A 26301-nucleotide genomic window follows, 5' to 3' on the forward strand; every position below is an offset into this window, starting at 1 on the left:
TGGAACAGAGCGGTGGTTCAGGGCCACACCAGGCAGTACGGCTGATGGCCCGCCTCGTGCAGGCGATGGCTGAAGTCCTGCCATTCGTGCAGGAGTTGGTACACGTTGAACGCGTCCCGCGGGCCGCCGCGGTCCGGGACCGTGGACCAGATGAACGCCGCCGCGCCCACCGCTTCCTCGCCGATGCCGCGGAGCGGGTCGACCACCGTCATCGGCAGCTTGACCACCGCGTAGTCGGGGTGCAGGACCACCAGTTCGAGCGGCGGCACCTTGTGCAGGGGCACGCCCTCGATGCCGGTCAGCACCATCGCGGCCATCGTCTCCGGCTTGATCTTGGTGAACATGCCGTTCATGCCCAGCTCGTCGCCGCCGAGTTCCTCGGGACGCATCGAGATCGGGACACGGGCCGCGGTCGCGCCGTCGGGCGCGCCGAAGTATTTGTACGTCACCCCCACCCGACCACCATTTCTGTTCCCCGCCCGGAGGCGGTCGACCCGGCGGTCGGTCCGCCGGTCGGGCCGCTCGGGCTCTCCCGGTACACCCTGTGCCTGACGTGCTTCGGTCGTCTCCTCCGCGTCGCGCCGGTGCCTTCCCCGCCGGGCTCGTCGAGGACCCAGATCATCAGTCCCCTCGCCCAGTCCGCCACCGCGATGCATATCTCCACCCGACTGCTTTTCTAGGACGCGTGGCCCCCGCCGCGCAACCCGATCATCGTGTCAGTGACCTCCCCCACGGCCGCCCGCCGAAACGTGCGTTGAAACATCAGTCCGCAGGATCCTGGCTGCTGATCACCGTGTGCCGTATGAACTGGTGTCCTTCTGTGGTTTCGCTCTGTGTATCAGGTCGTCTCGGGCCACAGTCTCGCAGATGGCGGGCGTCGGACCACGTGTTTGCGAGAGCCGGGACGGCGGCGGCCTACCCTGAGGAGGTCATTACGCAACCCGGAGTCCGAGAATCGCCGAGAACCTCGGAGAAGGTCGGAGAAGGTCGGAGAGGTCGGAGAAGTCGCAGGTCATGAGTGAATCGTCCCCTTCAGGTGCGCCCTACCCCTATGAAGCGCCCGTCTCGCAGGCACTGTTCGACCGCGCGTCCGCCGTCACCCCGGGCGGCGTGAACTCGCCGGTGCGCGCCTTCCGCGCCGTGGGCGGCACGCCCCGGTTCATGGTGTCCGGATCCGGCCCCTATCTGACCGACGCCGACGGGCGGGAGTACGTCGACCTCGTGTGCTCCTGGGGCCCGATGATCCTCGGGCACTCGCACCCCGAGGTGATCGCCGCCGTCCAGGAGGCCGTCGCGCGCGGCACGTCCTTCGGTACGCCGGGGGAGGGCGAGGTGGCCCTCGCCGAGGAGATCGTCGCCCGGGTCGAGCCGGTCGAGCAGGTGCGGCTGGTGTCCAGCGGGACCGAGGCGACCATGTCGGCGATCCGGCTCGCGCGCGGGTTCACCCAGCGGTCCAAGGTGATCAAGTTCGCCGGCTGCTACCACGGCCACGTCGACTCGCTGCTCGCCGCCGCCGGGTCGGGCGTCGCCACCTTCGCGCTGCCCGACACCCCTGGGGTCACCGGCGCCCAGGCCGGCGACACCATCGTGCTGCCGTACAACGACCTGGAGGCCGTGCAGGAGGCCTTCCACCGGCACCCCGGCGAGATCGCCTGTGTGATCACCGAGGCCTCGCCCGGCAACATGGGCGTCGTGCCGCCCGAGCCCGGCTTCAACCAGGGACTGAAGGACGCGTGCGCCAAGAACGGCGCCCTGTTCATCTCCGACGAGGTCATGACCGGTTTCCGTACCAGCAGGAGCGGCTGGTACGGGATCGAGGGCGTCAAGCCGGACCTGATGACCTTCGGCAAGGTGATGGGCGGCGGGTTCCCGGCGGCGGCCTTCGGCGGTCGCGCGGACGTCATGGCCCATCTCGCCCCGGCCGGGCCGGTCTACCAGGCGGGCACGCTCTCCGGCAATCCGGTCGCCACCGCCGCGGGCCTCGCCCAGCTGCGGCTGCTGGACGACGCCGCGTACGAGACGGTCGACGCCGTCTCCGCGCAGATCCGCTCCCTCGTCAGCGAGGCGCTGACCAAGGAAGGCGTCGCGCACCAGGTGCAGACCGCCGCCAACATGTTCTCCGTGTTCTTCACCGACCGGCGGGTGCGCGACTACGAGGACGCCAAGCGGCAGGAGTCCTTCCGCTTCACCGCCTTCTTCCACTCGCTGCTGGCGAACGGCGTCTATCTGCCGCCGTCGTCCTTCGAGTCCTGGTTCGTGTCCACGGCCCACGACGAGCGGGCCGTCCAGAAGATCGCCGACGCCCTTCCGGCGGCGGCCCGAGCTGCCGCGGAGGCCACCGCATGAGCACCGGCAAGGACATCACGGTCGTCCATCTGATGCGGCACGGCGAGGTCGCCAACCCGGACGGGGTCCTCTACGGGCGGATGCCCGGCTACCACCTGTCCGACCTCGGGCGGCGGATGGCCGACCGGGTCGCCGAGCACCTCTCGTCCCGCGATGTGACGTACGTCGCGGCCTCTCCGCTGGAGCGGGCGCAGGAGACCGCGACCCCGGTCGCCAAGGCGCACGGGCTGGGCCTCGACACCGACGAACGGCTCATCGAGGCCGCGAACGCCTTCCAGGGCAAGACGTTCGGGGTGGGCGACGGGGCGCTGCGCAAGCCGGGCAACTGGAAGCACCTCGTCAACCCGTTCAGGCCGTCCTGGGGTGAGCCGTACATCGACCAGGTGGTCCGGATGAAGGGCGCGCTGGACGCGGCCCGGGACCGGGCGCGCGGGCACGAGGCGGTGCTGGTCAGCCATCAGCTGCCGATCTGGATCGTGCGGTCGTACGTCGAAGGGCGGCGGCTGTGGCACGACCCGCGCAAGCGGCAGTGCACGCTCGCCTCGCTGACGACCTTCACCTACCAGGGCGACCGGATCGTCTCGGTCGGCTACACCGAGCCCGCCCGCGACCTCGTCCCGCCCCACCTGCGCGCCGGCGCCAAGCCGAGGAAGGGACAGGGCAAGGCCTACGGAGCCTGAACCCTGCGGGGCCTCAGCGGCGACAGGCCCCGTGGTCTCGCAAACGTCAGCGCCGCCAGTCCCACCGGGCTCTGCGGCGCCTGAGCGGAGAGGCCCCTACACAGCGGGAGCGCCGCCGCGCCTGCGGGCTGTGGGGCCCGGGCGTCGCCGCGCCTGCGGGCTGTGGAGGCCTGAGCCTTGACGCCCCTGCGGGCTGTGGGGCCTGAGTGTCTACGCGCCTGGGTGGACAGGCCCGCGGGGCTGCGGAGTCTGTGTGCCGCCGCGCCTGCGGAGCCTGAACCGCAGGCGAGAAGCCTGCCGGCGCGCCGCGGACCTCGGCACGGGCGTCGCGTGAGGGCGAAGCCGCCCGGCGCCCGGCTCCGCCCCGCCGCGCGGTTCGGCCACCGGCGCGGGGTTACGCCCTCGGCGCGTGGCTCCGTTTCGGTGTCCGGCTCCGCCCACGGCTCCCGGTTCTGCTCCGGCACCTCGCTCCGACCCGGCATCCGGTCCCGCCCGGGTGCGTGGTTCGGCCCTCGGTGTGGGGCCTCCGCCCTCGGCACCCGGTTCCACTTCGTCCTCTGCGCAGGGCTCCGCACACGGCACCTGGCTCCGACCCGGCACCCGGCTCCGTCTGAGCACCCGGCTCCGTTTGGGCACCCGGGCCCGACTGACGCGCGGGCCCGACTGGACGCGCGGCGCCGCCTTGGCGGGCGGCCCCGCGCACTGCGCTCGCCCAAGGTGTCCCCTCGGCTCTTGTCCAAGGTGGCCCCGCGGTGCTCGCCCGCCGCGCACGTTCAAGGTGCTGCCACCACGGCGCCCCTCCACGGCGCTCGTCTCCGTGATGTGGTGTGCGGCACGTTTGGGGGGTTGGTAGGTAAATATGGGTGAATGATTGGAACCTCCTCGTTCGTCGTGCCCTCTGACGGGGTGACCAGCAGCAGGACGTGACGAATCGGGGAATTCATGCGCACCTTCTCCCGGAGGGGAGTACTCGGCCTCGGCGTGGGCGCCACGGCCGCCGGACTCGCGGGATGCGGCACTCTCAAGTCTCATGACGGCGGAGGGCACGCGTCCGGTTCCGGTGGGGGCGGGGAGGACCGGCGCGGCAGCGACAGGGCGCACGGGAGCGGCAAGGCCGATGCCCCGGCCGCGCGGCCCATCGGCGACGGCTCCACGTCCTTCACGGGCAAGCAGCCGCACCAGCCCGGCCCGCCCGAACCACTGGAGCCCGGCCAGGTGCCGCCCCAGTTCGTGGTCTTCTCCTGGGACGGGGCGGGCGAGGTCGGCAACGGCCTCTTCCCGCGCTTCCTCGACCTGGCCAAGGAGCACGGCGCGAGCATGACCTTCTTCCTCTCCGGGCTGTATCTGCTGCCCGAGTCGAAGAAGCGCCTGTACGACCCGCCGAACAACCGGCGCGGCGCCTCCGACATCGGCTACCTCACCGACGAGCACATCAGGGCCACGCTGACGAACATCCGCCGTGCCTGGCTGGAGGGCCACGAGATCGGCACCCACTTCAACGGCCACTTCTGCTCCGGGTACGGCACCGTCGGCAACTGGACCCCGGGGCAGTGGCGCAGCGAGATCGAGCAGGCCACGTCGTTCGTGAAGCAGTGGCGGACCAACAGCGGCTGGAGTGATCTGCCCGCGCTGCCCTTCGACTACGACAAGGAACTCGTCGGCGGCCGTACGCCGTGCCTGCTCGGTCAGGACAACCTGCTGCCGACCGCCCGCGAGCTGGGCTGGCGCTATGACGCCTCCTCGCCCGGCGGCCGCCAGGTGTGGCCCCGCAAGAAGCTCGGCGTGTGGGACCTGCCGTTGCAGCAGATACCGTTCCCCGGGCGTTCCTTCGAGGTCCTGTCCATGGACTACAACATGCTCGCCAACCAGTCGGTCAACTCGACCAAGGCGCCCGCGTACAACTACCCGGGCTGGCGACGGCAGTCGGCACAGGCTTACATAACGGGATTCAACCGGGCGTACGAGACAAATAGGGCACCCTTCTTCATAGGCAACCACTTCGAGCAGTGGAACGGCGGCATCTACATGGACGCCGTCCAGGAAGCGTTCGAGCACATCGCGCGGGAGAAGGACAAGGGCGCCGACGTGCGGCTGGTCTCCTTCCGGCAGTTCGTCGACTGGCTCGACGCGCAGCGCCCGGAGACGCTCGACAGGCTCCGCACGCTGGACGTCGGACAGCGCCCGACCGATGGGTGGAAGACGTTCCTCTCCGAGGGTGCCGAGACCCCCGCGAACGCCGCCTGAAATGGGGGTTTCCGCCCGCAAGGGGGGTGCGCAAGATCCCCGGAACGGGCATGCGAAACTTTTCACATGAGTACCCGCAGCCGCGCCGTCCTGTTCAGCGCCGTGGCCGCCGCGGCGGCCCTGACCCTGTCCGCGTGCGGCTCCGGCGGTATTTCCGGGGGCGGCGGCAACACCAACTTCATCACCGGGAACAACGGCATCGACACGGTCGCGAAGGGCTCGCGGGACACGGCGCCCGACCTGTCCGGGAAGACGGTCGACGGCAAGACGCTCGACATCGCCGACTACAAGGGCGATGTCGTCGTCGTCAACGTGTGGGGTTCGTGGTGCGGTCCGTGCCGCGCCGAGGGCAAGTACTTCGCCAAGGTCTCCAAGGAGTACACCGGCAAGGGCGTCCAGTTCGTCGGCATCAACACCCGGGACGGCAGCACCACCTCCGCACTCGCCTTCGAGAAGGAGCAGGGGATCACCTACCCCAGCCTGTACGACCCGACGGGCAAGCTCATGCTCCGGTTCAAGAAGGGCACCCTCAATCCGCAGCTGATCCCCTCCACGCTCGTCATCGACCGGGACGGGAAGATCGCCGCGCGTGCCCTGCAGGCACTCAGCGAGGAGAACCTGGTCAAGATGATCAAGCCGGTCCTCGCGGAGAAGTGACGTGAGTGCACTTCTGACGCTCGCCGAGCAGACGGGCCATAACGAGACCGTCTTCAGTGGCGCCCTGCTCATCGCGCTGCCGATCGCGGTCGTCGGCGGTCTCGTCTCCTTCTTCTCCCCGTGTGTCCTGCCGCTCGTCCCCGGCTATCTCTCCTATGTCACCGGCGTCGCCGGCACCGATCTGGCGGATGCCCGGCGCGGGCGGATGGTCACGGGCGCCTCCCTGTTCGTCCTCGGCTTCACCGTCGTGTTCGTCTCCGGTGGCGCCCTGTTCGGCTACTTCGGTTCGACCCTGCTGGACCACCAGGACGTCCTGACCAAGGTGCTGGGCGTGCTCATGGTCGTCATGGGTGTGTTCTTCATGGGGCTGATGCCATGGCTCACCCAGCGTGAGTTCCGCTTCCACCAGCGGCCGAGCGCGGGACTGATCGGGGCGCCGCTGCTCGGCGCGCTGTTCGGGATCGGCTGGACGCCCTGCATCGGCCCGACGCTGGCCTCCGTGCAGGGACTCGCCATGAACCAGGCCAGCGCCGGCCGTGGCGCCCTGCTGACGGTCGCCTACTGCGTCGGGCTCGGCGTGCCGTTCGTGCTCGCCGCCCTGGCCTTCCGCAAGGCCCTCGGTGCCTTCGGCTGGGTCAAGCGCCACTATGTCTGGGTGATGCGCATCGGCGGCACCATGATGATCGTCACCGGTGTCCTCCTGCTGACCGGCGCCTGGGACAGTCTGGTGCAGGAGATGCAGACCTGGTCCAACGGCTTCACTGTGGGGATCTGATCGATGAGCACGACTTCGAAGACCGGGCCCGGCAACTCCCCGGACGCAACCGAGGAGCAGGGACTCGGGGACGCCGGCTCCCGACTGTCCACCGCCCCGCGCGAAGAGCCGGTGAGCATGCCCGCGCTCGGCGTCATCGGCTGGGCCCGCTGGTTCTGGCGGCAGCTCACCTCCATGCGGGTCGCGCTGCTGCTGCTCCTGCTGCTGTCGCTCGCCGCGATCCCCGGCTCGCTGATCCCGCAGACCGGCATCGACGTCACCAAGGTCGACGACTTCCGCAAGGCCCACTCGACGCTCGCGCCGATCTACGACAAGCTCGGCCTGTTCCACGTCTACAGCTCGGTGTGGTTCTCCGCGATCTACATCCTGCTGTTCGTCTCCCTCATCGGCTGCATCGTGCCCCGCACCTGGCAGTTCGTGGGCCAGTTGCGCAGCCGTCCGCCGGGCGCGCCCAAGCGGCTGACCCGGCTGCCCGCCTACACCACCTGGCGCACGACGGCCGAGCCCGAGGAGGTCCGCCGGGTCGCGCTCGCGCTGCTGAAGAAGCGCCGCTTCCGCGCCCATCTCGCCGGGGACGCGATCGCCGCCGAGAAGGGCTACCTCCGTGAAGTGGGCAACCTGGCCTTCCATATCGCGCTGATCGTGATGCTGGTCGCCTTCGCCTCGGGCCAGTTGTACAAGTCGGACGGCACCAAGCTGGTCGTCGAGGGCGACGGGTTCGCCAACTCGATCCTGCAGTACGACGACTTCAAGTCCGGCAGCCTGTTCACCAACGACGACCTGGTGCCGTTCAGCTTCGACCTGAAGGACTTCAAGGGCACATACGAGCTGACCGGCCCGAACCGCGGCACCCCCCGCACCTACCAGGCCAAGATCACCTACAGCAAGGGCGCCTACGGCAAGGAGACCCCGGCGACCGTCAAGGTCAACAAGCCGCTGGAGATCGACGGCGCCAAGGTCTACCTCGTCAGCCACGGCTATGCGCCGGTCATCACCGTCCGCGACGGCAACGGCAAGGTCGTCTTCGATGACGCGGTCCCCCTTCTGCCGCTGGACGGCAACGTCACCTCCTCCGGTGTGGTCAAGGTCATGGACGGCTACAAGAACCCCCAGGGCGTCAGCGAACAACTCGGCTTCCAGGCTTTCTTCCTGCCGACCTACGGCGGCAAGGGCAGCACGATGCTCTCCCAGTTCCCGGCGCTGTTCAGCCCGATGCTGGCGCTGAACGCCTACCACGGCGACCTGGGCGTCGACTCCGGGCTGCCGCAGAGCGTGTACCAGCTCGACAAGAGCCATATGAAGGAGTTCAAGGACTCCCAGGGCAAGCTGCTGAAGAAGCAGCTCACGCCGGGGCAGACCATGACGCTCCCGGGCGGCGCCGGCTCGATCACCTTCAACAAGGAGATCAAGGAGTGGGCCGGCTTCGAGATCGTCCAGGAAAGAGGCGCCGGCTGGGCGCTCGGCGCGGCCATCGCCGCGATCCTCGGCCTCGCCGCGTCCCTGTTCATCCAGCGCCGCCGCGTCTGGGTGCGCGCCGTGCCCGGCCCCGACGGCGTCACCGTGGTGGAGATGGCCGGCCTCGGCCGCAGCGAGTCCGCCAAGGTCCCCGAGGAACTGGGCGACCTCGCCGGTGCCCTCTACGATCACGCGCCCGGGGCGCCCGACCCCGACGACGAAACCTCACCATCCGCCGACTCCCCAGCCGTACCCGCCGAAGGGGCTGAGAAGCAGTGACCTCCGCCGCCGCAATCGATCTCGCCGCCGCGACCAACGAACATCTCGCGAGCGTCAGCAACACCCTGATCTATTCGTCGATGGCCGTCTACACGCTGGCCTTCTTCGCGTACATCGCGGAATGGCTGCTCGGCAGCCGCAGCAAGGTCGGCCGTACGGCCGCCGCGCTGACCGCCGGCGTACCGAAGAAGGCGGCCGCACCCGCCGTCACCGTGAAGAGCGCCGGCGGTACCACCGTGCTGGAGCGGCCCAAGGTCGTCGTCCGGGCGGCGGCCGGTGCCCGGGACGTGCCGGACGGCCCCGGCGCTCACGGCGGTGACCAACAGGGTGACCTCTACGGGCGTATCGCCGTCTCGCTCACCGTGCTCGCCTTCCTGGTGGAACTGGGCGGGGTCATCGCCCGCGCGGCCTCCGTGGAGCGGGCGCCGTGGGGCAACATGTACGAGTTCAACATCACCTTCTCCACGGTCGCCGTCGGCGTGTACCTCACGCTGCTGGCGCTGAAGAAGAACGTCCGCTGGCTGGGGCTGTTCCTCACCACCACGGTCCTCCTCGACCTCGGCCTCGCTGTCACTGTCTTGTACACCGCCAGCGACCAGTTGGTTCCCGCCCTGCACTCGTACTGGCTGTACATCCACGTCTCCACCGCGATCTTCTGCGGTGCGGTGTTCTACGTCGGCGCGGTCGCCACGATCCTCTATCTGTTCAAGGACTCCTACGAGACCAAGCTCCAGAGCGGCGGCCGGCCCGGCAAGTTCGCCACCTCGGTGCTGGAGCGGCTGCCCGCCTCCTCCTCGCTCGACAAGTTCGCCTACCGGGTCAACGCGGCCGTCTTCCCGCTGTGGACGTTCACGATCATCGCGGGCGCGATCTGGGCGGGCGACGCCTGGGGCCGCTACTGGAACTGGGACCCCAAGGAGACCTGGTCCTTCATCACCTGGGTCGCCTACGCCGGCTATCTGCACGCCCGCGCCACCGCCGGCTGGAAGGGCCGCAAGGCCGCCTACCTCGCGCTGATCGCGTTCGGCTGCTGGCTGTTCAACTACTACGGCGTGAACATCTTCGTGAGCGGCAAGCACTCGTACGCGGGCGTCTGACCCGGGTGCGGAACGCTCCGCTCCGGTCCAGGCTGGTGGCATGTCCGGATCCATCGAACAGGCCGGCAGCCGGACCCGCGGGAACGCGCACCTGCTCCACTTCCTGGTGCGCCTGCCGAGGCCCATGGAGGCGGTCTGGCCCGCGCTGACCACACCCGACGGCCTCGCGGGCTGGCTCACCGCCGCCGACGTCCTCGAACCCCGGCTCGGCGGCGTGGTCGCCCTGCGTGAGCTGGGGACCGGGCGGGTGACCGCATGGGATGTGGACCGGGTTGCGGAGTACACGCTGGAGCGCGGCGGCCGGCTCAGGTTCCACCTGGAGCGTGGCGAGTCCGGCGGGACCGTGCTCCGCTTCACCCACGAGTTCCGGGGCGAGGGGGAGTCGGAGGCGCGCTGGCGGGCCCGTCTCGAACGATTGATCGAGCGCGTGGAGTCGGCCCCCTAGCGCGGGCAGCCCGCCCGGAACGGCGCGCGCCCGCGGTCCGATCCGGCGTGCGGTTCCGCTCCCTCGACCGTGATCGAGCCGAGCTTCTCCCGCAGATACATGCGAGTCGCCCCGCGGGTACGCCCGCCATCCCACGGGCGCGGGCACCGACTCCACCAGCATGCCCGGGGCGCACCCACCGAAGCGGACGAGCGACATCAGCTCCTGGACCGACGCGTCCGCGGGCGGCGGCAGCACCCGGTGCCGCCCCGACCGCCACCGGTCGCCGGTCCACCGGGCCATCAGATCACCGATGTCGATGGTGACCGCGGCGGGATCACAGAGGGCGTCCGCCCGGCTTCGTCCGTGTACACCTGCGCGGAAGGCGGCCGTCTCCGCGTGCATCGACGGGTCGTCGTCCTGGACGCGGGGGTTGTGGCCGCGGCCGAGGAGGGTGCCGCAGGGGCCGTAGGGGGCGGCGCCGATCGGGATGCCGCCCTCGGCGAGCCCGGCGCGGGCCTCGGCGACGGCGGTGGCCTGCCGGGCGTGGGTTCGTTCCCGGTGTGGGTGCTTCGTGTGGGCCATGCGTCCACTCTTCATTCGGCGCCAACTCCGGGCCGGCGCGCGGAAACTACCCGCCGGGGGCCCGCCGGTACCGGCATTTCGCCCGGCTGTGGGCCGGAGGTGCCATCGGGCTGCGGACCGGGGTTACCGAGGCCCGACCTCCCGGGGTCGCCTCGGTGAAGCGTACGGAAACGCACTCTGTACGCTGGCCCGATCGCCGCCGCACGAGCGGCAGTTGGGCCCCGGGTGGGAGGAACGGTCATGGTTGCTGCTCCGGTTCTGGAGGAGCTGCGAGAGGTCTGCCAGCCGCAGGCCAAGCTGGCGAGCCGCAACGGCGAGCACTGGGCCGGGCGGCTGTACATGCGGCGGGTCTCGCTGCGGTTCACCCGCCAGCTGGTGCGCACGCGCATCACGCCGGACCAGCTGACCTGGACCATGGTCGGCTGCGGGGTCGCGGCGGGCGCCGCGCTGCTGATACCCGGCCTGGCCGGGGCCGTGCTGGCGGTGATCCTGATGCAGTTCTTCCTGCTCTTCGACTGCGTGGACGGCGAGGTCGCCCGCTGGAAGGGACAGAACAGCGCCACCGGCATCTACGTCGACCGGCTGGGCGCCTACCTTGCGGACGCCGCGCTGCTGGCGGGCGCCGGGTTCCGGGCCGCCGAGAACGGCTTCGGCGGCTGGCTGTCGGTCGGGATCGCCACGGCGCTCGGCGTCGTCCTGCTGAAGGCGTCCACCGACCTGGTGGACGTGGCACGTGCCCGCCGCGGGCTCGGCGTCGCCGACGACGAGTCGACCCGGCCCCGCTCCCAGGGCGTGGCCACCGTGCGGCGGCTGGCGGCGGCGTTCAAGATCCACCGGGTGACGAACGGCATCGAGGCGTCGCTGGTGCTGCTGGCCGCGGCCGTCGCGGACGCCGTGACCGGCGGGATCGACCCCACGCGCTGGGCGCTCGGCGTGCTGGCCGTGATCACCTGGGTGATGGTCCCGGCCCACCTCCTGTCCATCCTGTCGTCCTCCCGCCTGCGCTGAGCCCGCCGGGGGTCCGGCCTGTCGACTGCCGGGCCCATTGAGACAGCCGAGTCGGTACGCGCGCAGCCGGGCCGAAGCCGCGAGCCCCCTCCGGGGGAGCCTGAGCGTCCGGCCGTGCAGTTGGTCGAGGACCGGGCGGGATCTGGGACCTGGTGAGGGTGGCGCAGGGTGCGGATCGGACGGACGTCGCGTACGCGTGCAGGGCGCGCACGGTCCTCGGCGCCGGCGCGAGCGGGTCGGTGTCCTCGCGGGCGGGGAGGGCGGACGTGTGGACGGCGAGTAGTGCCGTGAGTTCTCCGGTGTGCGGCTTTCGGGGCGGTCCGGAGAGGGCCCCGGCGCCTCGCCCGCAGCGCCACTCCCAAGAGGGCGAGCACGCCGGAACGTCCACGGCCCCGCCCCGCCGTCGGCACCCCGGTGCGTCAGCAGCGGACGCCGGGTGTGGTTCACCCGGCCGTTGCCGTAAGGGAGTTCATCCCGGCGACGCAAGCGCCGTTCGCATACCGCGGCGTGCCCCCGTTGACGGCGCCGCGGCGATCCGTCGGGGACCGGCGTGCCGGTGTCCGGTCAGTTGCCCTGGGGCTCCTCGCCGTTCTCCTTGCGGCGGAGTTCCTCCTCGCGGCGGCGCAGGTCGGCCTCCCAGTTCTTCAGGAGCTGCTCGTCCCGCTTGTTCTCCTCCGAGAGGGACTTCAGGAACTCGGGGTTGTCGTCCGGAGCGACCTGCTCGAACCGGTGGTTGCGGTGCCACTCGGACGGGGTGCGGCCGCTCACGGGCGGCTGGCGGACCTTGCCAGCGGCCAGCCAGACGATCGGGCCGACGATCCAGAAGAGCAGGATGATGAAGACCCAGGCGATCTTGGGAAGGTGCCGCGCCTCGTCCTCGGGCGTGTTCAGGCAATCGATCAGCGCGAAGATCGTCAGTGCCAGCGGCACGAGGTACATCAGCAGCCTGAGCATGTGAAGGAAGTCCTCTGAAAACGATGGAGGGGTTCCGCACCGGCCCCCCGTGACGGGGCCAGGGTAGCCGCTCGGGGATACTGGACCCCATGGCTTACGACGATCTTCGCTCCTTGCTCAGGGCTCTGGAGCGCGAGGGCGACCTCAAGCGCATCAAGGCCGAGGTCGATCCCCATCTGGAGGTCGGGGAGATCGTCGACCGGGTGCAGAAGTCCGGCGGCCCGGCCCTGCTCTTCGAGAACGTGCGCGGAGCGAGCATGCCGCTGGCCATGAACGTCTTCGGCACCGACCGGCGGCTGCTGAAGTCCCTGGGCCTGAAGTCGTACGGCGACATCTCCGACAGGATCGGCGGACTGCTCCGCCCCGAGCTGCCGCACGGCTTCGTCGGCGTGCGCGAGGCCTTCGGGAAGCTGGGCGCGATGACCCACGTACCGCCGAAGAAGGTCAAGTCGGACAACGCACCCGTGCAGGAGGTCGTCCTGCACGGCGACGACGTCGACCTGCACGCGCTGCCCGCGCTGTTCACCTGGCCCAAGGACGGCGGTTCCTTCTTCAATCTGGGGCTCACCCACACCAAGGAGCCGGAGACCGGGATCCGCAACCTCGGCCTGTACCGCCTCCAGCGCCACGACCGGCGCACCATCGGCATGCACTGGCAGATCCACAAGGACAGCCGGAACCACTACCAGGTGGCCGCCCGCAGGGGCGAACGGCTGCCGGTCGCCATCGCCTTCGGCTGTCCGCCCGCCGTGACCTACGCGTCCACCGCCCCGCTGCCCGGTGACATCGACGAGTACCTCTTCGCCGGGTTCATCGCCGGCAAACGGATCGAGATGGTCGACTGCAAGACCGTGCCGTTGCAGGTGCCGGCGGGCGCGGAGGTCGTCCTGGAGGGATGGCTGGAGCCCGGCGAGATGCTGCCGGAGGGCCCCTTCGGCGACCACACCGGTTTCTACACACCCCAGGAGCCCTTCCCGGCGCTCACCATCGACTGCGTCACGATGCGCAGGCGGCCACTGCTCCAGTCGATCGTCGTGGGCCGCCCCCCGACGGAGGACGGGCCCCTCGGCCGGGCGACCGAGCGCTTCTTCCTGCCGCTGCTGAAGATCATCGTGCCGGACATCGTGGACTACCACCTGCCCGAGGCGGGCGGCTTCCACAACTGCGCGATCGTGTCGATCGACAAGAAGTATCCGAAGCACGCCCAGAAGGTGATGCACGCGGTGTGGGGCGCGCACATGATGTCCCTGACGAAGCTGATCGTGGTCGTCGACGCGGACTGCGACGTGCACGATCTGCACGAGGTCGCCTGGCGGGCCCTCGGCAACACGGACTACGCCCGCGACCTGACCGTCGTGGAGGGCCCCGTCGACCACCTCGACCACGCCTCCTACCAGCAGTTCTGGGGCGGCAAGGCGGGCATCGACGCGACGCGGAAGTGGCCCGAGGAGGGTTACACGAGGGACGGGGGCTGGCCGGACATGGTCCTGTCGGACCCCGATACGGCGACCCTGGTGGACCGCCGCTGGAAGGAGTACGGACTGTGAAGGGCACCGACATGGTGGTGTGCGGCAGCGCGGGGACGGGGCTTCCCCGCCGCCGCGAGGGTGATCCGGAGTACGGCCGGTGAGCAGCGCTTCCGCGGCGATTCCGCAGCCGGGACGCACCAGGGCGTTCCTGCGTCTGGTGATGATCGAGCACTCCGTCTTCGCGCTGCCCTTCGCGTACATCGCGTCGCTGACGGCGATGTACGCGTGGGACCGGAACATCCACTGGGGCCGGCTGCTGCTGGTCACCGTCTGCATGGTGGGCCTGCGCACCTTCGCGATGGCCGTCAACCGGATCATCGACCGCGAGATCGACGCGCGGAACCCGCGCACCGCGCACCGCGAGCTGGTGACCGGCGCGATGTCCGTGCGGCACGCCTGGACCGGCGCGCTGATCGCGTTGGTGGTCTTCCTCGGCTCGGCGGCCCTGCTGAACCCGCTGTGCCTGGCCCTCGCCCCCATCGCGGTGATCCCGATGGTGGTCTACCCGTACGGCAAGCGGTTCACGAACTTCCCGCAGGCCATCCTGGGTCTGGCCCAGGCGATGGGTCCGGTGGGCGGCTGGCTCGCGATCAGCGGCGAGTGGTCCTGGAACGCGGTCATCCTCGGGCTCGCGGTCGGCATCTGGATCGGTGGCTTCGACCTGATCTACGCCTGCCAGGACGTGGAGACCGACCGTGCGATCGGTGTCATGTCGGTGCCGGCCCGGTTCGGCATCCCGGCGGCGATCTGGGGCGCGCGGGCCTGCCACACGATCACGACGGCCCTGTTCGCCTGGTACGCGATCGCCACGGACGCGGGCGCCTTCTTCTGGCTGGGGCTGCTGATCGTGGCCGGCGCGTTCGGCTACGAGCACACGATCGTGCGCCCGCACGACCTGTCCCGCCTCAACCGGGCGTTCTTCAGCGTCAACGGGTTCATCGGCATCGCCCTGTTCGTGTGCGCGCTCCTCGACCTACTCGTCCGCGGCCTGACCGTCTGACCGTCTGAGTACGGTCCCGTCGACGCGAGGCGGTCGCCCCGGCCTGAAGTGGGTTGGGCGCGCCGGTACGCTCAAGGTGTGAACGCAGGAGAAACGCAGCGCGTGCCTTGGATCGTGGGGGTGTCCGGAGCTTCCGGAACCCCGTATGCGGCCGCCGTGCTGCGGGCGCTGCTGGCCGCGGGGGAGCGGGTCGACCTCGTCGTGTCCCGGGCCTCGCGACTCACGCTGCTCGACGAGACCCAGATCGCCTTCCGGGACGGCCACTGGCAGCAGGACCTGCGGGAATGGCTGTCGCGCGGAGCCGACGGCAAGCCCGGGACGTTCGACGTGGACATCGAGCGGGTGCGGTACTGGAACGCGGGGGACCTGGCCGCCGGGCCGTCCTCGGGGTCGTACCGGACCAAGGGCATGCTGATCGTCCCCGCCTCCACCGCCTGTGTGGCCGGTGTGGCGCTCGGGCTGTCCAAGGACCTGCTCCAGCGGGCGGCGAGCGTGACCCTCAAGGAGCGCCGCCCCCTGGTCGTGGCCGTACGCGAGACCCCGCTGAACGGCCAGACGCTGCGCCATCTGGTCGCCCTGGACGACGCGGGCGCGCTCGTGGTGCCCGCCTCGCCGGCCTTCTACGCGGGGGCCACCCACATCCAGGACCTGGTGGACTTCGTGGCCGGCCGGGTCCTCGACGCGGCGGGCGTGCCGCACCGGCTCTACCGCCGCTGGGCGGGCGAACTCGGCGGTGGCGCCCCGTCCGAGTGAGCATCAGACGGCGCAGGCAGCGCTCACCCCTTCGGAAAACTCCAGGAACTCTGCAGATCCCACAGCGGATCTCCTCAGCGGAAGGCTTCGATCGCATGGACGCGGTGGACAGGCAGCTCATCCAGGCCCTGAGAGAGAACGGCCGGGCCTCCTACGCGGAACTGGGGCGCCTCGTCGGCCTGTCGGGCCCGAGCGTCACCGACCGCATCAACCGGTTGGAGGCGGCCGGTGTCATCACCGGTTACCGGGCCACCGTGGACGCGGCCTCCCTCGGTCTCGGCGTCACGGCCCTGATCGGCATCTCCCTGTCGGACGCGGCCGACCACGAGGACGTGGCCCGCAGGCTGAAGGACCTGCCCGAGATCGAGGACTGCTGGTTCATCGCCGGCGACGACTCGTTCATGCTCAAGGTGCGGGCGACGGACGTGGACGGCCTGGAGCGGATCATCCGCCGGCTGTCGGGGACCAAGGGCGTCTCACGCACCCGTACCACCATCGTGCTGTCCACCAAGTGGGAGAACCGGGTGGGTGAGCTGCCCGAGGAGGTGTAGCCGTTGGGGCGTACGGTGGGCGGAGTCTTCGAGAGAGAGGTCAAAGACATGGACGTCGGGCTCAAGCGCGAGCTGGAGGAGAAGGTGCGGGCGGGCGTCCGCCTCACCCGCGAGGACGGCATCGCGCTGTACGAGTCGGACGACCTGGCGTGGCTGGGCGGTCTCGCCCACGAGGTGCGCACCCGCAAGAACGGCGACGTCGTGCACTTCAACGTCAACCGGCACCTCAACATGACGAACGTGTGCACCGCGTCCTGCGCCTACTGCTCCTTCCAGCGCAAGCCGGGCGAGAAGGACGCGTACACGATGCGCATCGAGGAGGCCGTCAAGCTGGCCAAGGCGATGGAGGCGGACAACCTCACCGAGCTGCACATCGTCAACGGCCTGCACCCCAACCTGCCGTGGCGCTACTACCCGCGTTCGCTGCGGGAGTTGAAGGCGGCGCTGCCGGACGTCTCCCTGAAGGCCTTCACGGCGACGGAGATCCACCACTTCGAGACCATCTCCGGGCTCGGCGCCTCCGAGATCCTCGACGAGCTGATCGATGCCGGTCTGGAGTCGCTGACCGGCGGCGGCGCGGAGATCTTCGACTGGGAGGTGCGGCAGCACATCGTCGACCACCGCACCCACTGGGAGGACTGGTCGCGCATCCACCGGCTGGCGCACGAGAAGGGGCTGAAGACCCCGTGCACCATGCTCTACGGCCACATCGAGGAGCCCCGGCACCGGGTCGACCATGTGCTGCGGCTGCGTGAACTCCAGGACGAGACCGGCGGTTTCCAGGTCTTCATCCCGCTGCGCTACCAGCATGACTTCGTCGACATGAAGGACGGCAAGGTCCGCAACCGGCTCCAGGCCCGGACGCAGATGGCGACCGGCGCGGAGGTGCTGAAGACGTTCGCGGTCTCCCGGCTGCTGTTCGACAACGTGCCGCACGTCAAGGTGTTCTGGGTGATGCACGGGGTGCGCACGGCCCAACTCGCGCTCCAGCACGGCGCCGACGACATGGACGGCTCGGTCGTCGAGTACAAGATCACCCATGACGCGGACGACTTCGGCACGCCGAACAAGCTGACCCGCGAGGACCTGCTGGACCTCATCCGCGACGCCGGTTTCCGCCCGGTGGAGCGCAACACGCGCTACGAGATCATCCGAGAGTACGACGGCCCGAACCCACTACGCCGGGAGTCCCCGCAGCCGATGCGGGTCTGAAGAGGCATGACGGACTGCAGGCGCCCAGGGGCTCCGCTCAGGGGGCGCGGGGAACTGCGCGCCCAGCCACGACGCGCTCCGCGCCGGGCCCGCTGTGTCGGGAGTCGCCGCAGCCGGCGTGGGTTTGGCACGGCTGCGTGCGACGGGCGGTGCGCGGGCGGCGGTCGTCCAGGGCCCCGCCCAGGGGGGCGCGGGGAACTGCGCGCCCAGCCACCGTGCGTTCCGCAGCCGGCCGCCGGCCTCGACCACCCCCGTTGTTAGCCGCGTCAGACTCCGGGTACCCGGCGCACGTGGCTAAGACGCAAGCCCCCGAGGACGCCTTCACGGCGGAGCCCTTCGTGCCGGACCGGGGCGGACTCGCCGCGCTGCGCAGGGCGGCGGCCGGCTGTCGCGGCTGCCCGCTGCACCGGGACGCGACGCAGACGGTCTTCGGCGCCGGCAACGCGGACGCGCGCGTGATGCTCGTCGGCGAGCAGCCCGGCGACCAGGAGGACCGGCAGGGCAAACCGTTCGTGGGCCCGGCCGGAAGGCTGCTCGACCGGGCGCTGGCGGAGGCGGGCATCGACCCCGGTGAGACGTACGTCACGAACGCGGTCAAACACTTCAAGTTCACCCGGGCCGAGCCCCGCAAACGCCGTATCCACAAGGCGCCGAGCCTGCGCGAGACGGCGGCGTGCGCCCCGTGGCTCGCGGCCGAACTGGCGGTCGTGGAACCCGAGCTGATCGTGGTCCTGGGCGCGACGGCGGGCAAGGCGCTGCTGGGCTCGTCCTTCCGGGTCGGCGAGGTGCGCGGGACGCTGCTGGAACGGCAGGTGCACGGGCGGCCGCGGCGGCTGGTGCCGACGGTGCATCCGTCGTCCGTGCTGCGGGCGGACGAGCCGGACCGGGACAAGGCGTACGCGGGGCTCGTCGCGGACCTGGAGGTGGCCGCTCGCGTGCTCGCGGGATAGCCGCACGATCGCCATCCGGTAATGGATACCATGGCGGCATGCCCCTTACGTTCACGCTCGATCCCGTCCTCACCCCGGCCCTGCGTAACGGCGTCGTCGATCTGTGGACCGAGGTCTCCAACGCCGGTGGCGCCGTGGGCTTCGTGCCGCCGGTGTCGCGCGAGGAGATACGCCCGGAGCTGGTCAAGCACCTCGTGGCGATGTCCGAGGGCCGCGCCCGGCTGCTCGTCGGGCACGACACCGCCGGCGAGGTCGCCGCGACGGCGTTCCTCACCTTCAACACGCACCAGCTGATGCGGCACTGGATCTGGCTGTACACGGTGATGGTGCACCCGAGGCACCAGGGGCGCGGCTACGGCCGCGACCTGCTGGCCGCCGCCGCGGACGCCGCCCGTGGCTTCGACGGCATCACCGCGATCCGGCTGACCTGCCGCGGCGGCCTCGGTCTGGAACGGTTCTACGGCGGCTGCGGCTACAAGGAGGTCGGCCGGGTGCCAGGCGCGATCCGCGTCACCGACGGGGACGACCGCGACGACATCACGATGCTGCTGCCGCTCGCGTGACACACCCGCCGCCACGATCGGACGGCGGGCGTGCTTCACTGGATGATGCCCTTTGGGGTGTTCCGACCTTCCCCGGCTCCGTCGAGCGGGGGACCGCCAGAAACGGAAGAGTGGATTGAGATGCTCCGCTACACGCTGATGCGCCTCGGTATCTTCGCGGGCTGCCTCCTCGTCGTCTGGGGCCTTGTCTACTCCGGTGTCTTCCCGCGCGGCTTCGGCGACTCCAACTTCCTGTGGGTGCTGCTGCTCGCGATGGTGATCTCGGCGCCGGTCAGCTTCGTCGTGCTGCGCCGGGAGCGGGAACGCGCCTCCGTCCAGATCGTGCGCAAGGTCGACCGGGCGAAGGCCAACCTGGAGGCGAACCGCCGCCAGGAGGACGTGGCCGACGACACCGCCCGCGCCCAGGGCCAGCCGTCCTGATCACCCATCGGGCGCCCGGGGCCAACTAGTCTGGCCCCATGGGTGCCGTGAAGACCAAGCGGATGCCGCGGGCGGTCCGGGAGCAGCAGATGCTCGACGCCGCCGTACGGATCTTCGGCCGGCGCGGGTACACGGCCGCGTCGATGGACGAGATCGCCGAACTGGCGGGCGTGTCCAAGCCGTTGGTGTATCTGTACCTGAACTCGAAGGAAGACCTGTTCACGGCGTGCATCCGGCGTGAGGCCAAGGCGCTGACGGACGCGGTGCGTTCCGGGGTGCGGCCCGGGCTGCCGGTCGACCGTCAGCTCTGGGACGGGCTGCGGGCGTTCTTCGCGCACACCGGCGAGCATCCGGACGCCTGGTCCGTGCTGCACCTCCAGGCCCGTACCCATGGCGCGGTCTTCGCGGCCGAGGTCACGGCGATGCGCGAGGAGATCGTCGCGTTCGTGACGCGGCTGATCGCGGTCGCGGCCCGGGAGGCACACCGCAACCCGGATCTGCCCGAGCACGAGGTCGCCGGGCTCGCCGAGGCCCTGGTGGGCGCGGCCGAGTCGCTGGCCACCTGGGCCAACGCGACCTCGGGTGTCACCGCCCGGCAGGCGGCGGCGACCCTGATGAACTTCGCGTGGGCGGGCCTGGCCAACCTCATGGCCGACCGCCCCTGGACGCCGCCCGAAGAGCCCGAAGAGCACGACGAGCCCGAAGAGCAGCACGGTGGACCCGGCGAGCCGGTGGCTCAGCCCGGGTAGACGGCGCCGGTCAGATGGATCCGGCCGTCCGCGCCGCGCAGTTCGAACCGCCCGCCGTCGGCCGCGTACATGACCGTCCCCGGCAGCAGTACGGGCGCCCGGAACTCCGCCCGCACCCGGACCGCCTCCGGGGTCCCGTGCGCGGCGAGGCAGCGGGCCACCGTCCACATGCCGTGCGCGATGGCCCGTGGGAAGCCGAACAGGCGGGCGGTGAGCGGGTGAAGGTGGATGGGGTTGCGGTCGCCGGAGGCCGCGCCGTAGCGGCGGCCGACGTCCCCGGCCAGCTGCCACCGCGCGCGTAGGGGCAGCGGCCCGTGCTCCGGCCGCTCGGCCCCGGCGGTGCCGGAGGTCCGGTGCCGCGCCAGATAGGTGCTCCGCGACTCCCACCCGATCTCGCCGCCGGCCCTCGCCCTCAGCTCGGTGGCCACGGACGCCTGTGTGCCGCGCCGGTGCGGCGCCAACCCCTCGACACGGACGGCGAGTTCGTACTCGCCGGTGGCCGGCAGCGCCCGGTGCCGGGTCAGTTCGACCGACGTGTGGACGAGCCCGAGCAGCGGCAGCGGAAAGGCCCGGTCGCTCATCAGCCGCATGGCCAGCGGGAAGCCCAGCACATGCGGATAGCTCAGGGGCAGGGCGTCGTCGACGGCCGGGAAGCCGCACACCCGCTCGTAGGCCGCCAGGTGCGCGAGGTCGACGCGCAGGGCAGGCAGCACGAGCCGGTCGCGGGGGAAGTCCGCGTCCGGGCGGGGCCGTTTGAAGGGCGACAGCAGGGCGCCCCGGGCCAGCAGGGGGGCGAGCGCGGGCGGCTGCGCGAGGACGACGGACATCACGCCCCCAGCAGGCTCTGGCCGCAGACCCGCACGACCTGCCCGTTGACCGCGCCGGAGGCCGGATGGGCGAGCCAGGCCGTGGTCTCGGCGACATCGGCGGGCAGCCCGCCCTGGGCGAGCGCGTTCATGCGCCGCCCCGCTTCCCTGATGAGCAGCGGGACCGCGGCGGTCATCCTCGTCTCGATGAACCCGGGTGCCACCGCGTTGACGGTGACCCCGTGCTCGGCCAGGGCCCGCGGGGCGAGGGAGCGCACCAGTCCCACGATCCCCGCCTTGGCCGCGCCGTAGTTCGTCTGGCCCGCGTTGCCCGCGAGCCCGGCGATGGAGGCGGTGGCCACGATGCGCCCGCCGGCCCGCAGGGTGCCGCCCGCGAGCAGCGCGTCCGTCGTGCGCAGCACGCTGCCCAGGTTGACCTCCAGCACCGGACTCCACCGCTCGGCGGGCATGTTGACCAGCCGCCGGTCCCGGGTGATGCCCGCGTTGTGCACGAGCACGTCCAGGCCGTCGGGGAGCGCGGCGGCGATCCGCTCGCCGGCGTCCGCGGCGGTGATGTCCAGCGCCAGCGCCCTGCCGCCGATCCGCTCGGCGACCAGGCGGGCGTCTGCCTCGGCGGCGGGCACGTCCAGCACGACGACGTGTGCCCCGTCCCTGGCCAGCGTCTCGGCGACCGCCTCGCCGATCCCGCGGGCGGCGCCGGTGACCAGGGCGGTGCGCCCGGCCAGCGGCCGGTCCCAGTCGTCGGGCCCGTCCACCGCGCCCGTGCCGACGTGGATCACCTGGCCGCTGACGTAGGCGGACCTGGGGGAGAGCAGGAAGCGGAGGGTGGACTCGGCGGCGGCCGCGTCGCCGAGCCGCAGCAGGTTGACGGTCCGGCCGCGGCCGATCTCCTTGCCCAGGGACCGGGTGAAGCCCTCCAGGGCCTGCTGGGCGGCGTACTGGTGGTGGTCGGCCGGGTCCGGCGGGGCGCCCAGCAGCAGCACCCGGCCGCTGTCGGCGACGGACCGTACGACGGGGTGCAGGGCGGCGTGCACGCCGGCGAGCGCGTCGACGTCCCGCACCCCGGTGGCGTCGAGGACGACCGCGGCGGGCCGCGCGTCGTCGGCGGCGAGCCCGGTGCGGGCCAGGACGGGGGCGAGGCCGAGGGCGGAGGTACCGGCCGTGAGGTGCAGCAGGCCGCCGTCGAGTGCCGGGGACCGGGGCGAGAAGCGGCGCAGCGCCGTCGGCTGGGGCAGCCCGAGCCGGCGGGTCAGGAAGCGGCCGGGCGCGGTGCCGGTGAAGCTCAGATAGCGGTCGGCCATGTCTGCAACTCCCACGGGTTCGGTGCGATGCCACTGGGCGCGGTACTCGGGTGACTTACTCTGGAGTAAGGTTACCGGAGGTAAGTCGAGGTGAGCCCGTCGGGGTGGAGGAGCAGATCGAGATGAGTCCCCTTGAGCCGCCGCGGGCCCGCCGGGTCGCGGTGATCGGCGGCAGTCGCGTCCCGTTCGCCCGCGCCGACGGCCCCTACGCCACCGCCTCGAACCAGGAGATGCTCACCGCCGCCCTGGACGGCCTGGTCGGGCGGTACGGGCTCGACGGCCCCGGCGCGGTCGGCGAGTTCGTGGCGGGCGCGGTCCTCAAGCACAGCCGGGATGTCAACCTCGCCCGTGAGACGGTCCTCGGCTCGGGACTGGACGCCCGCACCCCGGCCTACGACATCCAGCAGGCCTGCGGCACCGGCCTCCAGGTCGTCATCGCCGCCGCCAACAAGATCGCCCTCGGCCAGACGGAGGCGGCCGTGGCCGGTGGCGCGGACACCGCGAGCGATGCGCCGCTTGGCGTCAACGACCAGCTGCGCCGCATCCTGTTGGAGACCCGGCGGGCGAAGACGGCCGGCGGCCGGCTGAAGGCACTCGCGAAGCTGCGGCCCGGACACCTCGTCCCCGACATTCCGCGCAACGCCGAGCCCCGTACCGGCCTGTCGATGGGCGAGCACGCGGCCGTGACGGCCCGCGCCTGGGGGATCGGCCGCGAGGCACAGGACGAACTCGCCGCGAGCAGTCACCAGCGGCTCGCTGCGGCCTACGAACGGGGCTTCTTCCAGGACCTGGTGGTCCCCTTCCGGGGCCTGACCCGCGACCAGAACCTGCGCCCCGGCTGCACGGTCGAGCAACTGGCCGCCCTGAAGCCGGTGTTCGGGCTCGCCGACCCCGAGCCGACCATGACCGCGGGCAACTCGACACCGCTGACCGACGGCGCGGCCCTGGTCCTGCTGGCCTCCGAGGAGTGGGCGCGGCAGCGGGGCCTTGAGCCGCTGGCCTATCTGACGGCGTACGAGACGGCGGCCGTGGACTTCGTCCACGGCGACGTGGCGGGCGGTGCGGACGGCCTGCTGATGGCGCCCGCGCACGCCGTGCCGCGCATGCTGGAGCGGGCCGGCCTGGGCCTGGCGGACTTCGCGCTCGTGGAGATCCACGAGGCGTTCGCCTCGCAGGTGCTGGCGACGCTCGCGGCCTGGGAGAAGCGGGGGCCGGCGCCGGTGGACCGGGCCCGGCTGAACGCGGCGGGATCCTCCCTGGCCACCGGCCACCCCTTCGCGGCGACCGGCGCCCGCATCGTGGCGACGCTGGCCAAGCTGCTGTCGGAACGGGAGGGACCGGCCCGCGGGCTGATCTCGGTGTGCGCCGCGGGCGGCCAGGGTGTCACGGCGGTCCTGGAGCGAACATGAGGGCCCCTCACATAACCTCCGAGGTTGCACAGCCCCGGCTCCGGACCCGCCCCGAAACCGCACCATGCCGCCACAGCCGGGCCGTACGATGATCAGCTAACCGTCGGTAACCCCTCATATGCGGCCGTTCGGCCCGCCGACGGTGAACGCCTCGGTGTGCGAGGCACGTACGTCATGCAGCAAGCAGTGCACCGCTGCACGCCCGAGGAGCCGCCCCGTGCCCACCCCGTACCCGAACGTTCCCGTCTCCTCCGGCATGACGGTCTCCGCCACCGACTACGACGGCGCGCCGATCCTCGTCGAGCCCGAGACCCGCCGGCTGGACGGCGCCGTGCGCGAGGTGTCCGTCCCGCCGTTCGCCCCGCCGATGCGCCACGGTTCACTCGCCGACCTGCCCTTCGACAACGCGGCGGCGGACCCCGCGGCCGTCATCCTCAGCCGCCGGGCGGCGGACGGCGATTGGACGGACGTGACGGCGGCGGCCTTCGCCGAACAGGTGCTCGCGCTGGCCAAGGGGCTGCTCGCGGAAGGGCTGGCACCGGGCGACCGGATCGCCGTCATGGCCCGCACCCGCTACGAGTGGACCCTTCTCGACTTCGCCGCCTGGGCCGCCGGACTGGTCACGGTCCCCGTCTACCCCACCTCCTCCGTCTTCCAGACCCGCTGGATCCTCCAGGACTCCGGTGCCGTGGCCCTGGTCACGGAGACCGCGGGCCAGGCCGCCGCCCTCGGACCCGAACTCGACCGGGTGCCCGATCTGCGCCACCTGTGGGTGATCGAGAAGGACCACCTTGAACGGCTCGCGGAACTCGGCGACGCCCAGGTACCGGAGGCCGAGGTCGCGGTCCGCCGGGGCATGCTCGGCCCGGACACCCTCGCCACCCTCGTCTACACCTCCGGCACCACCGGCCGCCCCAAGGGCTGCGCGCTCTCCCACGGCAACTTCTTCGCCGAGGTGGACAACGCCATCGAACTGCTCTACCCGATCTTCAAGGCGAAGACCTCCGAAGAGGCGTCCGTCCTGCTGTTCCTGCCGATGTCCCACGTCTTCGGCCGCATGGTGGCGATCGCCTGCATCCGGGCGCGGGTGCGGCTGGGCCACGCGCCGAGCCTCAAACCGGAACACCTGCTGCCGGACCTCGCGGCCTTCCGGCCGACCTGCCTGCTGACCATCCCGTACATGCTGGAGAAGGTCTTCAACACCGCGCGCGCCAAGGCGGAGAAGGGCGGCCGGGCCTCCTCCTTCGACCGGGCCGCGAGCGTCGCCAGGCGCTACGGCGAGGCACTGGAGGCCCGGCAGACCGGCACCGGCAACGGTCCGAGCCGTGCCCTGCGCACAGCCCGCGCCTTCTACGACCCCCTCGTCTACCGGCGCATCCGCAACGCCATGGGCGGCCGGGTCCGGTACGCGATCTGCGGCGGCTCCCCGCTCGGCCGTCCCCTGGCCGCCTTCTACGCCGGCGCCGGCATCGAGATCTTCGAGGGCTACGGGCTGACCGAGACGACCGCCGCCTCCACCGTGACCCCGCCGCTCAAGCCCCGTCTGGGGACGGTCGGCTGGCCCATGCCGGGCACACGGATCCGCATCGCCGCGGACGGGGAGATCCTGGTCGCGGGCGAGCACGTGCTGCGCGGCTACTGGGACCCGCAGGCCGGCGGGGTGGTCCCGGCGACCCGGGACGGCTGGCTCGCGACGGGTGACATCGGGCAACTGGACGACGAGGGCTATCTGACGATCACCGGCCGCAAGAAGGAACTGCTGATCACCGCGGGCGGCAAGTCGGTGGCGCCCGCACCGCTGGAGAACTGGCTGCGCTCGCACCCCCTGATCTCCCAGGTCATGCTGGTCGGCGACGGCCGCCCCTACGTCAGCGCGCTCATCACCCTCGACCTCGACGGCATCACCCACTGGCGGCAGATGAACGGCAAGCACCCGGTGCCGCCGGAACTCCTCGTGGACGACCCGGACCTGACCGCGATCCTGCAACGCGCGGTGGACGAGGCGAACCGGCTGGTGTCCCGCCCCGAGTCCATCAAGAGGTTCACCATCCTCCCTACGGACTTCACCGAGCAGGCGGGCCACCTCACCCCCTCGATGAAGCTGCGCCGCGCCCAGATCATGCGGGACTTCACCGAGGCGGTGGAGGGCCTGTACACGGGATAACCACCCCACGAACCGACCGACCCCGGGCCCTGATCGCCTCGCGTCCGCAGCTGTCTTCACCCGGGGGCGGGCCTGGGGACATGCCCTTGCCGGGTCAGGCAGCCGGGTGGTCCACGCGCGGGTTGTGCCGAGACCCTCCGCCTCCGCTGCCACCTCGGCTTCGCCCACCGCCCGTGGCGTCGCGGCGTTCGCCGACTCCCGGCCCCTGATCGTATCGACGCCCGCGGCCGTCTTCGCCCGGAGCGGCCCTACGGGGCACGTCCTCGCCGGTCAGCCGGCCGTGCGGCTGGCGGCGTCGGTTGTGCCGGGTCCCTTCGCCTGGGCTGCCGCCTCGGCGTTGGCTCGCCGCCCGGGGCGTCGTGGCGTTCG

The 26301-nt window shown here is 71.3% G+C and carries 24 protein-coding genes and 2 pseudogenes; 20 read left to right on the forward strand and 6 right to left on the reverse strand.

Going from position 1 to position 26301, the window contains the following annotated elements:
- Positions 1–17: 17 nt before the first annotated feature.
- A complete protein-coding gene (locus tag ACFYTE_RS28290; protein WP_003974483.1) occupies positions 18–455 on the reverse strand; it encodes a hypothetical protein in 438 nt (145 codons plus the stop codon).
- Between the two features lie 559 nt (positions 456–1014).
- On the opposite strand from ACFYTE_RS28290, the gene hemL reads away from it, so the two are divergent.
- The 8 genes from hemL to ACFYTE_RS28330 all read left to right on the forward strand — a co-directional run bounded on the left by hemL (position 1015) and on the right by ACFYTE_RS28330 (position 9978).
- The gene (gene hemL, locus ACFYTE_RS28295) at positions 1015–2346 is read left to right on the forward strand and encodes a glutamate-1-semialdehyde 2,1-aminomutase (protein WP_388716151.1); all 1332 of its coding nucleotides are present in this window, start codon (positions 1015–1017) and stop codon (positions 2344–2346) included.
- The gene (locus ACFYTE_RS28300; protein ID WP_388716154.1) at positions 2343–3026 is read left to right on the forward strand and encodes a histidine phosphatase family protein; all 684 of its coding nucleotides are present in this window, start codon (positions 2343–2345) and stop codon (positions 3024–3026) included. Before hemL ends, ACFYTE_RS28300 begins: the two co-directional genes overlap by 4 nt.
- A gap of 942 nt (positions 3027–3968) precedes the next feature.
- Positions 3969–5270: a hypothetical protein gene (locus ACFYTE_RS28305; RefSeq protein WP_388716157.1), complete on the forward strand. Its 1302-nt coding sequence runs from the start codon at positions 3969–3971 to the stop codon at positions 5268–5270.
- 66 nt (positions 5271–5336) lie between these two features.
- Entirely contained in the window at positions 5337–5927 is a 591-nt protein-coding gene (locus ACFYTE_RS28310) for a TlpA family protein disulfide reductase (protein ID WP_388716158.1), read from the forward strand.
- 1 nt (position 5928) lies between these two features.
- Positions 5929–6702, forward strand: coding sequence for a cytochrome c biogenesis CcdA family protein (locus ACFYTE_RS28315; RefSeq protein WP_388716160.1), 774 nt, complete (start codon positions 5929–5931; stop codon positions 6700–6702).
- A gap of 3 nt (positions 6703–6705) precedes the next feature.
- On the forward strand, positions 6706–8436 hold the full coding sequence (locus ACFYTE_RS28320; RefSeq protein WP_388716163.1) for a cytochrome c biogenesis protein ResB: 1731 nt from the start codon (positions 6706–6708) through the stop codon (positions 8434–8436).
- A complete protein-coding gene (gene ccsB, locus ACFYTE_RS28325) occupies positions 8433–9533 on the forward strand; it encodes a c-type cytochrome biogenesis protein CcsB (protein WP_388716166.1) in 1101 nt (366 codons plus the stop codon). The genes ACFYTE_RS28320 and ccsB overlap by 4 nt, the downstream gene beginning before the upstream one ends.
- 40 nt (positions 9534–9573) lie before the next feature.
- On the forward strand, positions 9574–9978 hold the full coding sequence (locus tag ACFYTE_RS28330) for an SRPBCC domain-containing protein (RefSeq protein ID WP_388716169.1): 405 nt from the start codon (positions 9574–9576) through the stop codon (positions 9976–9978).
- Between the two features lie 62 nt (positions 9979–10040).
- Here the strand turns inward: ACFYTE_RS28330 and ACFYTE_RS28335 are convergent.
- Positions 10041–10308, reverse strand: a pseudogene (locus ACFYTE_RS28335) (isopenicillin N synthase family oxygenase); the annotation flags it as partial.
- Positions 10309–10314: 6 nt separating this feature from the next.
- Positions 10315–10542, reverse strand: a pseudogene (locus ACFYTE_RS28340) (nucleoside deaminase); the annotation flags it as partial.
- A 240-nt stretch (positions 10543–10782) separates the two neighbouring features.
- Here ACFYTE_RS28340 and ACFYTE_RS28345 point away from each other — a divergent pair.
- Positions 10783–11550 carry a CDP-alcohol phosphatidyltransferase family protein gene (locus ACFYTE_RS28345; RefSeq protein ID WP_388716171.1) on the forward strand — a complete coding sequence of 256 codons (768 nt, stop codon included), beginning with the start codon at positions 10783–10785 and terminating at the stop codon, positions 11548–11550.
- A gap of 564 nt (positions 11551–12114) precedes the next feature.
- On the opposite strand, the gene ACFYTE_RS28350 is transcribed toward ACFYTE_RS28345, so the two are convergent.
- Positions 12115–12504: a PLD nuclease N-terminal domain-containing protein gene (locus tag ACFYTE_RS28350; protein ID WP_388716174.1), complete on the reverse strand. Its 390-nt coding sequence runs from the start codon at positions 12502–12504 to the stop codon at positions 12115–12117.
- An 89-nt stretch (positions 12505–12593) separates the two neighbouring features.
- Between ACFYTE_RS28350 and ACFYTE_RS28355 the strand changes: the two genes are divergently transcribed.
- From ACFYTE_RS28355 to ACFYTE_RS28395, 9 genes are all read left to right on the forward strand, one after another.
- Positions 12594–14051 (forward strand): menaquinone biosynthesis decarboxylase, encoded by a 1458-nt coding sequence (locus ACFYTE_RS28355; RefSeq protein ID WP_388716177.1) that lies wholly within the window; start codon positions 12594–12596, stop codon positions 14049–14051.
- Between the two features lie 79 nt (positions 14052–14130).
- Complete coding sequence (mqnP, locus tag ACFYTE_RS28360; RefSeq protein WP_388716180.1) at positions 14131–15033, forward strand: menaquinone biosynthesis prenyltransferase MqnP; 903 nt, start codon at positions 14131–14133, stop codon at positions 15031–15033.
- A 102-nt stretch (positions 15034–15135) separates the two neighbouring features.
- Positions 15136–15786 (forward strand): UbiX family flavin prenyltransferase, encoded by a 651-nt coding sequence (locus ACFYTE_RS28365; RefSeq protein ID WP_388716183.1) that lies wholly within the window; start codon positions 15136–15138, stop codon positions 15784–15786.
- A gap of 95 nt (positions 15787–15881) precedes the next feature.
- A complete protein-coding gene (locus ACFYTE_RS28370; protein WP_351737298.1) occupies positions 15882–16337 on the forward strand; it encodes an Lrp/AsnC family transcriptional regulator in 456 nt (151 codons plus the stop codon).
- Between the two features lie 48 nt (positions 16338–16385).
- A complete protein-coding gene (gene mqnE, locus ACFYTE_RS28375) occupies positions 16386–17549 on the forward strand; it encodes an aminofutalosine synthase MqnE (protein ID WP_388716186.1) in 1164 nt (387 codons plus the stop codon).
- A gap of 290 nt (positions 17550–17839) precedes the next feature.
- A complete protein-coding gene (locus ACFYTE_RS28380; protein ID WP_388716190.1) occupies positions 17840–18499 on the forward strand; it encodes a UdgX family uracil-DNA binding protein in 660 nt (219 codons plus the stop codon).
- A gap of 38 nt (positions 18500–18537) precedes the next feature.
- Positions 18538–19062, forward strand: coding sequence for a GNAT family N-acetyltransferase (locus ACFYTE_RS28385; RefSeq protein ID WP_388716193.1), 525 nt, complete (start codon positions 18538–18540; stop codon positions 19060–19062).
- Positions 19063–19182: 120 nt separating this feature from the next.
- Positions 19183–19482 (forward strand): DUF4229 domain-containing protein, encoded by a 300-nt coding sequence (locus tag ACFYTE_RS28390; protein ID WP_388716196.1) that lies wholly within the window; start codon positions 19183–19185, stop codon positions 19480–19482.
- A gap of 38 nt (positions 19483–19520) precedes the next feature.
- On the forward strand, positions 19521–20231 hold the full coding sequence (locus ACFYTE_RS28395; protein WP_388716198.1) for a TetR/AcrR family transcriptional regulator: 711 nt from the start codon (positions 19521–19523) through the stop codon (positions 20229–20231).
- Here the strand turns inward: ACFYTE_RS28395 and ACFYTE_RS28400 are convergent.
- Positions 20219–21058 carry a MaoC family dehydratase gene (locus ACFYTE_RS28400; protein ID WP_388716201.1) on the reverse strand — a complete coding sequence of 280 codons (840 nt, stop codon included), beginning with the start codon at positions 21056–21058 and terminating at the stop codon, positions 20219–20221. The two genes, ACFYTE_RS28395 and ACFYTE_RS28400, sit on opposite strands and share 13 nt — an antisense overlap.
- Complete coding sequence (locus ACFYTE_RS28405) at positions 21058–22359, reverse strand: 3-oxoacyl-ACP reductase (RefSeq protein WP_388716204.1); 1302 nt, start codon at positions 22357–22359, stop codon at positions 21058–21060. Before ACFYTE_RS28405 ends, ACFYTE_RS28400 begins: the two co-directional genes overlap by 1 nt.
- Positions 22360–22481: 122 nt before the next feature.
- On the opposite strand from ACFYTE_RS28405, the gene ACFYTE_RS28410 reads away from it, so the two are divergent.
- Both ACFYTE_RS28410 and ACFYTE_RS28415 read left to right on the forward strand, forming a co-directional pair.
- Complete coding sequence (locus ACFYTE_RS28410) at positions 22482–23768, forward strand: acetyl-CoA C-acetyltransferase (protein ID WP_388716495.1); 1287 nt, start codon at positions 22482–22484, stop codon at positions 23766–23768.
- 256 nt (positions 23769–24024) lie between these two features.
- The gene (locus ACFYTE_RS28415; RefSeq protein ID WP_388716498.1) at positions 24025–25932 is read left to right on the forward strand and encodes an AMP-dependent synthetase/ligase; all 1908 of its coding nucleotides are present in this window, start codon (positions 24025–24027) and stop codon (positions 25930–25932) included.
- Positions 25933–26301: the final 369 nt, after the last annotated feature.

Source organism: Streptomyces sp. NPDC004629 (genome assembly GCF_042873595.1).
Classification (GTDB): Bacteria; Actinomycetota; Actinomycetes; order Streptomycetales; family Streptomycetaceae; genus Streptomyces.

Excerpts from the sequence above, each read along its gene's own strand:
- ACFYTE_RS28355 (WP_388716177.1), top strand. The coding sequence starts at position 12,594 with ATGGCTTACGACGATCTTCGCTCCTTGCTCAGGGCTCTGGAGCGCGAG.
- ACFYTE_RS28385 (WP_388716193.1), top strand. The coding sequence starts at position 18,538 with ATGCCCCTTACGTTCACGCTCGATCCCGTCCTCACCCCGGCCCTGCGT.
- mqnE (WP_388716186.1), top strand. The coding sequence starts at position 16,386 with ATGGACGTCGGGCTCAAGCGCGAGCTGGAGGAGAAGGTGCGGGCGGGC.
- ACFYTE_RS28320 (WP_388716163.1), top strand. The coding sequence starts at position 6,706 with ATGAGCACGACTTCGAAGACCGGGCCCGGCAACTCCCCGGACGCAACC.
- ACFYTE_RS28310 (WP_388716158.1), top strand. The coding sequence starts at position 5,337 with ATGAGTACCCGCAGCCGCGCCGTCCTGTTCAGCGCCGTGGCCGCCGCG.
- ACFYTE_RS28300 (WP_388716154.1), top strand. The coding sequence starts at position 2,343 with ATGAGCACCGGCAAGGACATCACGGTCGTCCATCTGATGCGGCACGGC.
- ACFYTE_RS28410 (WP_388716495.1), top strand. The coding sequence starts at position 22,482 with ATGAGTCCCCTTGAGCCGCCGCGGGCCCGCCGGGTCGCGGTGATCGGC.
- ACFYTE_RS28370 (WP_351737298.1), top strand. The coding sequence starts at position 15,882 with ATGGACGCGGTGGACAGGCAGCTCATCCAGGCCCTGAGAGAGAACGGC.
- ACFYTE_RS28350 (WP_388716174.1), bottom strand. The coding sequence starts at position 12,504 with ATGCTCAGGCTGCTGATGTACCTCGTGCCGCTGGCACTGACGATCTTC.
- ACFYTE_RS28390 (WP_388716196.1), top strand. The coding sequence starts at position 19,183 with ATGCTCCGCTACACGCTGATGCGCCTCGGTATCTTCGCGGGCTGCCTC.
- ACFYTE_RS28395 (WP_388716198.1), top strand. The coding sequence starts at position 19,521 with ATGGGTGCCGTGAAGACCAAGCGGATGCCGCGGGCGGTCCGGGAGCAG.
- ACFYTE_RS28400 (WP_388716201.1), bottom strand. The coding sequence starts at position 21,058 with ATGTCCGTCGTCCTCGCGCAGCCGCCCGCGCTCGCCCCCCTGCTGGCC.
- hemL (WP_388716151.1), top strand. The coding sequence starts at position 1,015 with ATGAGTGAATCGTCCCCTTCAGGTGCGCCCTACCCCTATGAAGCGCCC.
- ACFYTE_RS28345 (WP_388716171.1), top strand. The coding sequence starts at position 10,783 with ATGGTTGCTGCTCCGGTTCTGGAGGAGCTGCGAGAGGTCTGCCAGCCG.
- ACFYTE_RS28305 (WP_388716157.1), top strand. The coding sequence starts at position 3,969 with ATGCGCACCTTCTCCCGGAGGGGAGTACTCGGCCTCGGCGTGGGCGCC.
- ACFYTE_RS28415 (WP_388716498.1), top strand. The coding sequence starts at position 24,025 with ATGACGGTCTCCGCCACCGACTACGACGGCGCGCCGATCCTCGTCGAG.
- ACFYTE_RS28405 (WP_388716204.1), bottom strand. The coding sequence starts at position 22,359 with ATGGCCGACCGCTATCTGAGCTTCACCGGCACCGCGCCCGGCCGCTTC.
- ACFYTE_RS28330 (WP_388716169.1), top strand. The coding sequence starts at position 9,574 with ATGTCCGGATCCATCGAACAGGCCGGCAGCCGGACCCGCGGGAACGCG.